9 protein-coding genes are annotated in these 12,037 nt (G+C 45.2%); 8 read left to right on the top strand and 1 reads right to left on the bottom strand.

Annotation, left to right across the window (positions count from 1 at the left end; genetic code table 11):
• Window positions 1–347: 347 nt before the first annotated feature.
• The gene (locus tag DXB70_RS10460) at window positions 348–1,901 is read right to left on the bottom strand and encodes a helix-turn-helix domain-containing protein (RefSeq protein ID WP_118673269.1); all 1,554 of its coding nucleotides are present in this window, start codon (window positions 1,899–1,901) and stop codon (window positions 348–350) included.
• A 204-nt stretch (window positions 1,902–2,105) separates the two neighbouring features.
• Between DXB70_RS10460 and DXB70_RS10465 the strand changes: the two genes are divergently transcribed.
• The 8 genes from DXB70_RS10465 (at window position 2,106) to DXB70_RS10500 (ending at window position 11,903) form a co-directional block, all read left to right on the top strand.
• Complete coding sequence (locus tag DXB70_RS10465; protein WP_107001821.1) at window positions 2,106–3,293, top strand: amidohydrolase family protein; 1,188 nt, start codon at window positions 2,106–2,108, stop codon at window positions 3,291–3,293.
• A gap of 39 nt (window positions 3,294–3,332) precedes the next feature.
• Entirely contained in the window at window positions 3,333–4,742 is a 1,410-nt protein-coding gene (locus DXB70_RS10470) for a sodium:solute symporter family protein (RefSeq protein ID WP_182448449.1), read from the top strand.
• A gap of 427 nt (window positions 4,743–5,169) precedes the next feature.
• Window positions 5,170–5,388, top strand: a complete 219-nt coding sequence (locus DXB70_RS10475) for a hypothetical protein (RefSeq protein WP_118673271.1) — start codon at window positions 5,170–5,172, stop codon at window positions 5,386–5,388.
• Window positions 5,389–5,801: 413 nt separating this feature from the next.
• Window positions 5,802–6,971: an alanine dehydrogenase gene (locus DXB70_RS10480; protein ID WP_118673272.1), complete on the top strand. Its 1,170-nt coding sequence runs from the start codon at window positions 5,802–5,804 to the stop codon at window positions 6,969–6,971.
• Window positions 6,972–7,123: 152 nt separating this feature from the next.
• Complete coding sequence (locus DXB70_RS10485; protein ID WP_022358860.1) at window positions 7,124–8,491, top strand: sodium/glutamate symporter; 1,368 nt, start codon at window positions 7,124–7,126, stop codon at window positions 8,489–8,491.
• 149 nt (window positions 8,492–8,640) lie between these two features.
• The gene (locus tag DXB70_RS10490; protein WP_118293786.1) at window positions 8,641–10,095 is read left to right on the top strand and encodes a sigma 54-interacting transcriptional regulator; all 1,455 of its coding nucleotides are present in this window, start codon (window positions 8,641–8,643) and stop codon (window positions 10,093–10,095) included.
• A 110-nt stretch (window positions 10,096–10,205) separates the two neighbouring features.
• Window positions 10,206–11,078 carry a YitT family protein gene (locus DXB70_RS10495; protein WP_107001826.1) on the top strand — a complete coding sequence of 291 codons (873 nt, stop codon included), beginning with the start codon at window positions 10,206–10,208 and terminating at the stop codon, window positions 11,076–11,078.
• 87 nt (window positions 11,079–11,165) lie between these two features.
• On the top strand, window positions 11,166–11,903 hold the full coding sequence (locus DXB70_RS10500; protein ID WP_333489847.1) for an N-acetylmuramoyl-L-alanine amidase: 738 nt from the start codon (window positions 11,166–11,168) through the stop codon (window positions 11,901–11,903).
• Window positions 11,904–12,037 lie beyond the last annotated feature (134 nt).

The following is a 12,037-nucleotide window of genomic DNA, read 5'->3' on the forward strand; positions in this document are numbered from 1 at the left end:
CTGGTAACTTAGTTACCGAGTAGTTCACAATTTTATATTTTGATTTTGCCTTGACCCGGACGGATTGCCGCTGGAGCTGCACGAATAATTATGGGAGAGAAAAGAGCATATAAAGTCAGAAAGCCCGGTGGAGACCGGAAGAAGCTGAAGCAGGAGCAGGAAGGTCTGAAAGTTGGGATACGGCTTATGGTGGAAGTGTATAGTTTATGACGGAAATAAAATGAACTCCTGGAGTGCAAAAAAAGCCCTCGCTGTGTGTGATACACAGTGGGGGCGTTGGTCAGATTCTTTGCATGGTATTTCATTCTTTAAGAAACGCTGCATGGTAAAGAAAAAGTGATTCAAAGTTAATGGGGGCAGAACCCATTAACACCAAGAATGAGGCAGCTAAGCCATATTTTATACAAATCCTCGCCTTCGGTAAGCTTTAACCCCGTAATTTCAATGATTTTTTGGATTCTGTAATTCATAGTGTTCCTGTGAATGTGAAGATGATTTGCTGCAGTTATTACATTGCGGAAGAAGAGGTAGGTTTGTAATGTATCTAAATAATCGGTTCCGAATTCTTGATCATAGGCCTGTAATCTGAGTATTTCTGGAAGGCAGAAATAGTTCGGCTGACTATATTTTTTCAAAGTGGAAACCAGGTAAGGCATATTGTATTCCTGAAATCGATAGATATTCTGCCTTGGATTCTGTTTCATTCCAATTCGTAGAATCTCTAAGGATTGTTCTACAGATGCACTAAATTCAATGATATTTGAAAAATGGTGACTGCAACCAGCGGCCAGATGATAAGTTTGAAAGAAGTTATCCAAGTTATTGGCAACTGATTCCAGATCTTCGGTTTCAAGAAGCAGATATAAGATATTGCCGATACAGACTGCTTTATAGGTTGGATAAATCATACCAAGATGATTTTTGTAAGCAGTGATGGAACGTTCTTGATTGTCCGATTGGTACGCATCCCGGAAGCCAATAGCCATGGTATAGAAGTGTTCTCCCGGAATCCAGCCAAATCCTTTTGCCCGTAAATTAAATTCTTCCTGATTGCCGATGCGTCCGGAAATAAGTTCAAATAGAAGATTTTCACGATAACTGAGTGCAAAGCCTATTTTATTTCGCTCTAATTCTAACGATAGGACGTTTGCCAAAATATCTAGTATTTGACAATCGCCGTCTTCAAAGGGACGTTTCTGTGGAATCACTACGATCCAGCCAAAATATCGGTGCTCAATAACAATTTTTACAATCAGACGTTCTTTCTTCTTCTGGTAATTAGAATGTTCAATAAAGGCATGTTCGGTTTGTTCGATACTGGGCAGAAGTGTTTTATAGTCGTATTTTTCGAATAGATCGGAGGTTACAAAATTGTGTTTGATGATGCATTGAATTAGTTCGTCATCAACTTTCTTTAGTTCGTTCAGATCAGACCAGTGAAGAACACGGGTGGATGTATCCGATAAAAATAAGGGGTTTTCGAGAAGTTCTGCACCTGTAGATAGGATGGTATTCACATCTTTACGGTTTAGCAGGCATTGGCTGAGTTTGTAATGAGCTTCTTCGATTCGTCGCTCTACTTTTAGTATATGCTGCAGCTGGAATGTAAGCTCAGTTTGAATGGTAGGTTCAGCCAGCATAACATAGTTTTCGATCCAATCAGGGATTTCTGTGTCATCTGTGCCGTTCGGCAAAATGATCCAAAGTATATTTTGGTTGTCTTTGGGGATTTGAAGGCAATCATCAGAATGAATAATATATGCGGTAGCTTCTGTAAATGTTTCTCTTACAGGGAGGTTGTTTTGAACGTGAAAAATTGGGGAATCTGGATAGAGGATGCTTTCTTTTTTTAAAGCGTGATAAGCAGAAAGCTTTTGCATGAATGATAGGAATGATAGCATAAGGGACTCCTTTCTACTTGTGCATTCTGCACAAGATGTTTTTTTGATATTGTATCAGATATACGAAGTAATCAGTTTATATTTTTTTTATAATCTGTTCATCAAAATAATTATTCTTAATCCTCATTTTATTACATTCTTTTGATTTTGGCTACGGATATTTATATTCAACATTGATTGAAAAATCAGGAAGGAGTTGGAAGTATGGAAGAATTCTATTTGGTTAATGGTAAAATTCTGGATGTAAGAACAGGAAAATTTATCAAGGCAGATTTAAAAATTACTGGTAAGCAAATTGCATCAGTTCAGGAAAAGGCGCCGACTGAAGCAAAGAAGGTGGACTGCAGTGGAAAATATCTGATTCCAGGTATTATGGATGCTCATGTGCATCTTGTATGGGAAGGAACAGCCAAGGACCCCATGTATGAGACTGTACGGGACGGAAACTATTTAAATTTTGCCAAAGGTGTTTCTTCGGCGGAAAAATCCTTAAAGAACGGGGTAACGACTGTACGCGATTTGGGCTGTAATGATGATTGCTCGATTCCTCTGGCAAGAGCTGTGAATATTGGACTGATTAAAGGAAGTCATATTGTTCCGGCGGGAAGTGCAATTCAAGGTTCCTATGGACATTGTCCGATGATTGGCTATATTGCGAATACAAAGGAGCAGTTGATTGATAAAATTAAACGTTTGAAAGGTTATAATATCGAGATGAGCATTCCACCCCTTCATTGGATTAAGATCATGGCGAGTGGAGGCGCAGCTGGATTGGAAGATGTAGGTCCATGTATGTATTCACCGGATGAGTTGAAGGCGATTACATATGAAGCACACCGTCTAAATATGAAGGTCGCAGCACATGCGCTTTCACGAGATGCTATTTCAAAATGTATTGATGCCGGAATTGATACAATTGAGCACGGAGGTGCATTAGATGAGGAACTTCTTCATAAGATGAAAGAAAATGGGCAGGTGTGGGTTCCGACTCTGCAGGTATATAAAGAACTGGCTCGAGGAAAAGGAATGATCGCAGATGTTATCGTAGAGAAGGCATCAGCTGTTGAGGAAAATCAAAAAAAGGCTTTTTCAGCAGCCATGAAAATCGGTACGAAGATTGTTGCGGGAAGTGATGCAGGTTCTCCGAATTTCGGCCCGCACCCATCCATATTTAAAGAATTAGTTGCAATGCAGGAAAATGGAATGTCAGCTGCTCAGGTGATTCGCTGTGCAACTTTGGCTGCAGCGGAGGAACTAGGGGTGAAAGACAGAGGTGTTTTAGAAGAAGGAAAAATTGCAGACATTGTAGTTCTGGATGCCAATCCATTGGTAGATTTACATGCGTTTACAGAACATTTATCGGCGGTATATAAAGAAGGTCTTTTAGTATAGAATATGGAAAATGATATTGACATTAAAGGAGGATACATTATGCATGAATTAATTGCTCAGCCTAAAATGCTTCTGGTTGTTATTGTTTATTTACTTGCTCTGGTTGGAACGGGAGCTTATTTCGCAAAGAAAGCAGCTGTAAAAAAAGAAGGAAAAGAAGATTTTTTCTTAGCAGGAAGAGGCCTTGGAAAGATTGTAGCAGTTGGTACGATTTTGGCTACATATACAGGTGGTGGTACAGTAACCGGTGGTGGAAATAGCCTAGCTTTTAATTATGGATTGTGGAGTGGTTTGTTTTTTACGATTTGTCCGGTTATCAGTATGAGTGTTTTATGTTATCTGACCCCTAAAATCCGGGAAAGCAACTGCTACACGGTATCACAGCTTCTTGAAACGAAATATGGTTCTAAAGCTAGAACAATATCAGCGGTTATCATAGCACTTGCGATGGTTTCTATCGTTTCTTATCAGTATCGAGGTCTTGGATTTATTTTAAACGCTACAACTGGTATTCCAACTACTTATTGTACAATAATCTGTTGTGCACTTGTTATTGTACTAGCCCTTTCTGGTGGATTGAAGACAGTTGCTACGACAGATGCAATGTCCGCATTTTTGATGGTAGGTGGCCTTGCAATTGGCTTACCGGTTCTGATTAGTACAGTAGGTGGCTGGGATTGGGTTATTTCTTCTGCACAGGCCAACGATCCGGAAAGCCTTACGTTCTTCGGCGGTCAGACGCTTCTTAAATGGGTTGGCGGATATCTTCCGCTGATTCTTCTGACTTGTTCCGATCAGAACTATTATCAGAGAATTGTTGCAGCGAAGGATGTAAAAACAGCTCGTGTTGGTCTGATGGGCACTATGCTTGCTTGTTTTGTTATTATGCCGGTTGTTGCATGCTATGCATTCATTTCACGTCAGTATTTTGGAACCAGTATTGCAGCAGGACAGGCATTGATCGGTGCAGCAACTCTTCTTCCTACGATTATAGGTGGTATTGTACTTTCTGCTGCAGCAGCATTTACTATTACCACAGGTGATTCATACCTATTGTCTGCAGCAGCTAATTTCTGTATTGATTTATATAGCAAAATCAATCCGAATGCAACTGAAAAAGAAGAACTTAAAGTCAGCCGTGCGTTTATTTTGATTGCGGGTATTGTCGCTTATGTTATTTTGACTTTCTTCCCATCGATTCTGGCAATTCAGTACTGGTCCTATACAATATATGGAGCGGGAATTACACCAGCAGTTGTTGGAGCGCTTATATGGAAAAAAGCTACAAAAGCGGGAGGTATTTCATCCATGATTGTTGGATGTGGATTAAGTATTATCTGGGAGGCAACCGGTTCTCCATTTGGATTACAGACAATTTTTGTAGCATTCCCGATAGCATTGATTATATTAATTGTGGTATCCTTAGCTACACAGCCAAAAAGTGAATGAAGTTAATGGGGTCAGACCCCATTAAGCGTTCAAGATTTCTTGGGAGAAATACTTCAAAGACAACATCAAGGTATAAGAAAAGCAGGTGAGGGGGTCTTAAATGGTTTGCTCACCTGCTTCCTTTTTTGCGGATGCAATGACCGAATCCGGCAAATCCATCTTTTGAACGGATGGACAATTTAGAACTATATACCTTGCATCATGGGTTCGGATATGTTACATTTATCATATCAAGCATATATTTTTCTTTGTAAACATTTCAAGTATATCTTACATTCCAATCTAATTATGAATCTGAGAAAATCTTATGCTTATCCAATTAAGTAACAATTGAAAAGCAGGAGATTTTCGATGGGTTTTGCTCTGACTGTGAGGTGACGGGAGTGTTACAAAGCAGAAGAAATTCTCCTGACAGAAAGGAGAATTTATGAAAAAAGGAACTTACGCAAGAGCAAGGCGGGATCACAAGGACACGTTATTTCGGATGATATTCAGTACGAGGGAAAGTCTGCGGAGTTTGTACAATGCAGTGAACCATTCGAATTATGCAGATCCGGCGGAACTGGAGCGCGTGGTGGTTCATCTGCGCGAGGGAAAGACGCTGACGGAGTCGCGAAAGCTGGCAGCGGCGGAAGTTGGGCAGTAGGAATTAAACTTGGTGCGAAAAAATAAAAAGTTTATCAGCGAAAGCGCAGAAATGAAAATGAGCACCCTGGAAATGAAAGACTCAAAAATCGGCATATGACTTAAAAATAAAATTTGAATGACTCATTTATGAGCACATAAAAGCTCATAAATGAGTCATTTTTTTTGCATTATGAAAAAAATGAGACAAGAACGAGTCATTCCTGGAAGGTTATCAAAAAAATAAATAAAAATTTTAATTCGACAAAAACCTTGTATTTACAAGGAAAACCTCGAATTTTTTGGAAAATAAAAAAGAAAAATATTAAATAAAATCGAAAAACGTAAAAGTTGGCACGGAACTTGCTGTATATATGAGTATCAAGCAAAAGTATCAAGCAAAAAGAAAAATATATTACATGGAGGGAACACATTATGAAAGTTGGCGTATTGAAAGACATCAAAGTAGGCGAGTACCGTGTCATCGCAACCCCGGCAGAGGTAAGCATGCTGGTAGGTGACGGCAATGAGGTTTACGTTCAGAAGGGCGCGGGCGAAGGTTCTGGATTCTCGGATGAGGCATATGTGAAAGAGGGCGCGAAGCTGGTTGATACAAAGGAAGAAATTTATGCAACCTGCGATTTCGTCGCAAAGGTAAAAGAGTTTGAACCGTGCGAGTACAAGCTGCTCCGTGAAAACCAGATCGTATTTACCTGCATCCATCCGGCAGCACATCCGGAGGAGGTACAGGCACTTCTCGACAGCAAGTGTATTGCATTTACCGCAGAAGATTCCCACCGTTACGGTTCACCGAACTGCGAGGCAGCTGGTAAGGCGGGCGCACTTTTTGGTCTGGAATCCCTGCTCTCCATCAACGGCGGCAAGGGCAAATTCGTCAACGGTCTCGGCGGTGCTCCGGGCGTTAAGGCGCTGGTCATTGGAGGCGGCGTGGTAGGACGCGCAGCAATCTCTGTTCTTCATGCGCTGGGCGCGTGGGTAACGGTTATGGATATTAATATCGGAACCCTGCGTGATATCGGAAAACAGTTCAATGAGGAAGTCAATACCCAGATTTCCAACCGTTATAATCTGAAAAAGATTTTACCGGAGATCGATGTCGTGTATAATTGTGTTAGATGGCCGAAGGATGCCAAAGAATACATGATCGACCGCGAGATGGTCCGCTCGATGGAGAAAGGTTCCGTTATCGTAGATATCAGCAACGATTATGGTGCAATCGAGACGTTCCATGAGACCACCCATGAAAATCCGCGCTACATCGAAGAGGGCATCGTACATTATTGCGTAAGCAACATTCCGGGTGCAATTTCCCAGTCTACCTCGATCGCATACGCAGCATCCGTACTGCCGCACTTCAGAAGCATCATCAACAATGGCGTGGCGCAGGCATGTGCAAAGGATGGTTTCCTGCGCCGCAGCTTAACCACCTACAAGGGATACTTAACCCATGAGGAGACAAGTGCCATCCAGGGCAGACCGTGGGTTCGTCCGGAAGACATCTTAGAGATCGCAGATCAGAAACTGGATCTGGCTCCGTCGGCAACCAAGAGCCATTCGGATAACTTTATCAAATTAGAAAAGTGATTTTCAGATAAAGGATACCGGCAGAACGCTTTTCGTGAAACGTATGGGGATACGGATGAAAAGCGCTCTGCCATTTGAGGGGAGAATAGAAGCGCTTCCGGATGGGAAATAGCTGGAGGCGCATTTGATACAGAAGAATAGGAGGGGTATCTGTGAGTGTTACAGACATTTTAGTGGACTTTGCGATCGCATCGTTTTTTATCGCGGTTGGTCAGCTTTTACGTGCAAAAGTGCCGTTGGTACAGAAATTTTTCATTCCGCCAAGCATGATTGCCGGATTTATCGCGCTGGCACTCGGGGCGCAGGGACTGGGAATCCTGCCGTTTTCTGAAAATATTGGTTCTTATGCAAGTGTTCTGATTATCCTGATTTTCGCAGGTGTCGGAATTAATGGATTTTCTTTCAATAAGAAAGATTTTAAAGCGGAAATTGACCGGATTGGTTCTTATTTTTCCTATAAAGTGCTGGCACAGGCGATTCAGTTCTCACTGGCACCGTTGTTTAGTATTTTAGTAATTTCGAAATTATTCCCGAACATTAACTATGGCTTCGGTCTGCTGCTGGCAGCTGGTTTCTCCGGCGGACACGGAACGGCAGCGGCTGTTGGTACCGCGTTTGAGAGACTGGGTGATCTGGATGCAATGGATATCGCGATGACCTGTGCAACTGTTGGTATTTTATCGGGTATCTTTGGCGGTCTGTTCTTCATCAAGCTGGGAACGAAAAAGGGCTGGACCAAATATATGAAAGGCTTCAATCAGATCTCCGATGATCTGCGCTGTGGTCTGGTGCCCAAAAATGAGCGCAAGTCGATGGGCGAGGAAACTATTTCATCCAACGTCCTGGATCCGCTGGCATGGCATCTGGCAGTGATGCTGATCGCATCCGGTATCGGTGTGGGACTCAGCAAGGGAATCTATGCAGCGATCGGTCTGGATCTGCCGAATTACCTGATGGCATTTTTGACCGCGATCGTGATGTTCCTCGTTTTCCGAAAAGTCGGCGTCGGTGATTATATTGATGAAAATGTAGTGGGACGTATCTCCGGTACTGCGACGGATTATCTGGTGTTTTTCGGAATCGCTTCCATCAAACTGGCAGTTATCGTTAAATATGCAGCTCCGCTGGCACTTCTTCTGCTCTGCGGTATTGTAATCGTAGTGGCAACTCTGATGTTCTTTGGTCCGGCGATGAACCGCGGCAGCTGGTTTGAGCGCGCGATCTTCGTATTTGGCTATTCAACGGGCGTTTTTGCGATCGGCTTCATCCTTCTTCGAATCGTTGATCCGGAAAACCGCTCCAAGACGCTGAACGATACTGCATTTGCAGCGCCGTTTACAACTCCGGCAGAGATGTTTGCGTGGTCGATGGGACCGATGATGCTCTTAAATGGCAGCCATTGGAAGTTTATCGGCATCTATTTGGTAATCATGGCAGCATGCATCATCGCAAATATCGTATTTAAATGGTGGTGGCTGAAACTTCCGCTGGATCGCCCAGGTGTGGAGGAGATCGGATAAACTTGTCTTTGCCTGTTTCCTCTGATACACTTGGAACAGGTGTAAACATAACACCGTTGTCCGGCCGGATGAACGCAGATTCAAGTCGAACGTCCGTGAGACTTGGCGCGTGATTCCGGTCAGCGGTGTTTCAGACAGGGGAGAAATGCATGGAGTTTTTAAGACAGTTATTTCATGGAAAAGGATATATTGACGGAATCACGATCATCAACCTGGATGGCGAGATTCTGTTTTCAGCAAAGTTAAATAGTAAATTTTCAAACCGGAAAGAGAGAGAAGCTTACCAGGCGCTGGTGGGACAAAATTTTTTCGATGTATTTGAAAACCTGAACGCTAAGAACAGCAGCATGATCCGGGCGATGGAGGTCGGACTGCCGGTTTACGTGGAAAACCAGCTGCTGCAGACCAAGGGGCAGGAGGGCATCCATATCAGCTCTCTTTCGATTCCGATCAAGAGCGGGCGCGCCGTGGTGGGCGCGATCGATCTGTCGATGGAGGAGATGACAGACGGCGAGGAAGAGCCGGAGAGTGTGGAACTGACTTCGGAACAGATCCCGGTCGGCGGCGCTGGAAAGTTGAAAAAACACAGCGGCGCATCTTTTACGATGGAAGATATCATCGCAGTGGATGAAAAAATGAAAAATGCCAGAGACTATATACCGGTGGTGGCGGCGTGCGATCTGCCGGTTATGATCTATGGGGAAACGGGAACCGGAAAAGAGGTGTTTGCACAGTCGATCCACAATGCCAGTGAACGGAGGGATAAACCGTTTATCGCGCAGAACTGTGCGGCGCTGCCGGATACCTTGCTCGAAAGTATCTTATTTGGAACGTCCAAGGGCGCGTTTACCGGGGCAATGGAAAATAAGGGACTCTTTGAGCTGGCGGACGGCGGAACACTGTTCCTCGACGAGATCAATTCGATGCCTCTGTTTTTGCAGTCAAAGCTTCTGCGGGTTCTGCAGGACGGCAGTTTCCGCAGCCTGGGCGGCAGTGAGACGAAACGCACGAATGTGAAGATCATTGCGGCGACCAATGTGGAACCGCTTGAGGCGATCGAGAAAGGACAGCTTCGGCGCGATATTTATTATCGTCTGAGCATGATGTCGATCCGGATTCCGCCGCTGCGGGAACGGAAGGCGGATATTGGACATTTTGTCAAGTTTTATGTAAACAAACACAATGGCACGTTCCACAAGCAGGTTCAGTATGTGTCAAAGGATCTGCTAAAAAAATTGGAAGAATATGACTGGCCGGGCAATGTCCGGGAGCTGGAACACGTGATCGTTTACGGCATGAGCATGGTGGACGAGACGAGCGCCCTGCTCCAGTATAAAGACATCAAGGGAAAGCTTCTGCTGGAAAAGCAGGCGGACAGGAAAAAGACGCCGGAAAGCCTGGAAGAAGTTCCAAAACTCTGCTCGTCGCTTCGTGAGGCGGTGGCTGCCTATGAGGAAAAACTGATTTGGCAGGCGTTGGAGGCGGCGCACGGAAATATATCTGAGGCAGCGCGGATTCTGGATGTGCCGAGGCAGACGCTGCAGAGAAAGGCGAGCCAGCTGCGGGGCGAAAAGGCGAAGGAAAAACAGGAAAAAGAAATCTGAGCGATGGAGGATAGATACGGAAAATTGAGGACGATGCGGGAAGCAGAACCAGCAGAATCAGCCCGGAAAGGATGGAACGCTCAGACAGAATAACAGGAGGAAATGCAGAAATGGAGAAATACATTGGAAAATATTCTGTAAAAGATTTTTTATATCTGATTCTGGGCGCATTTATCTACAGTATCGGCACGCACAGCTTTATTGAGACGGCGAATATTGCGCCGGGCGGTGCGGTCGGCGTGGCACTGATGTTAAACCATGTGACGAACCTGCCGGTCGGACGGCTGACACTGATGGTCAATGTGCCGCTTTTAATATTGGCGTGGTTTCATTTGAGCCGTGCCTTTGCGCTGCGGACGGCGTTTGCGTGCGGAATCTGTTCGGTGGTGCTTGACTACGTGATCGCCCCGGTCTTTCCGGTTTATATGGGCGACCAGCTTATGGGAAGTCTCTACGGCGGCATTCTGGTCGGCGTCGGCATGGCGTTCATCTTTCTGTCCGGTTCGACGACGGGCGGCAGCGATGTGGTCGGCTACCTGCTCCAGAAGAAATATCCGCATGTCTCGATCGGGCGCGCCCTGATGATGATCGATGGAATCATCCTCTCCACCTCGATCTTCGTCTTTGGAAATGTTGATGCGGCACTGTTCGGACTGATTTCCCTGTACGCGCAGACGAAGGTCATCGACATGATCATCTACGGAAATGATGCCGGAAGCGAGGCGTCGATCGTGACGAAATACCCGCAGAAAATCGCAGAACGAGTCATTAAGGAAATTGACCGTACGGTAACGCTGCTTCCGGGCAAGGGCGGCTACAGCGGCGAGGACACGACGGTGGTTTTATGTACCGTCCGCAAAACGGAGTTCAATCGTTTAAAACGCATTATTGCGGAGACGGATGAGAATGCGTTTGTGATTGTGAAGGAAACCTCGGGCATTTTTGGACTTGGGTTTAAGGATGTAGCGGAGGCACAGCAGTAGGAGCCGGGATTGGAATTAGAAAATAGCGGGATATGCCGCGAACAAGGCGAATATAGATATTATAAGAATGCATCAGGAGCGGTGCACTTGAACGAATGGTTTGAAACACACCCGTTTCTAAAACAAATGCGAAGGCGGCTGTCAGTGGAATTGGCAGTCTGCCTTCTTTTATTTTGCGGCGTCTTTCTGGCGGCACGGTATGCGGGGCTGGCGTCAGCGGGGGCGGACGCTGTGCTTGGGAAGAAAAAGCCGGTTGTTTTCTTGGACGCCGGACATGGGGATTTTGATCCGGGAAAGGTGAGTGTGGACGGAAGCCTGGAAAAGGACATCAATCTGGCGATCGCGAAGCGCCTGAAATGGTATCTGGAGCAGTCGGATGTGGAGGTCGTGATGAGCCGGGAGGATGACCGGGGACTTTACGATACGTCAGCCGGAAGCCGGAAAATGTCCGACATGAAAAACCGCTGCGCCCGCGTCGAGGAATCCGGCGCGGATTTGGTCGTCAGCATCCACCAGAACAGCTACCACCAGGAGGACGTATCCGGTGCGCAGGTATTTTATTACCGGAAGTCAGAGAAGGGGAAACGGCTGGCGGAAATACTGCAGAAGCGCTTCGACTATGCGCTGGGAGACCAGAACCGCAGAAAAGCCAAACCGAATGACAGCTATTATCTCCTGCTCCACGTCAAATGTCCGATTGTCATCGTCGAGTGCGGATTTTTGTCTAACTGGAAAGAGGCGGCACTGCTGAAAACAGAAGAATATCAGGACCGCGTGGCGTATACGCTGCATATGGGGATTATGGAGTATCTGAATGGGCGCTGAAACCTTGAACTGGCGAGGAATCTTGTGTATACTAGGAGTACTTAGCGAGGTATTTTCGAGCTTAGTACGAGTCATGCCGCGCATACTAGGAGTACTTAGCGAGGTATTTTCGAGCTTAGTACGGAAGATAGATT

It is taken from the genome of Clostridium sp. OM05-5BH (assembly GCF_003481505.1).
GTDB lineage: Bacteria > Bacillota > Clostridia > Lachnospirales > Lachnospiraceae > Otoolea > Otoolea fessa.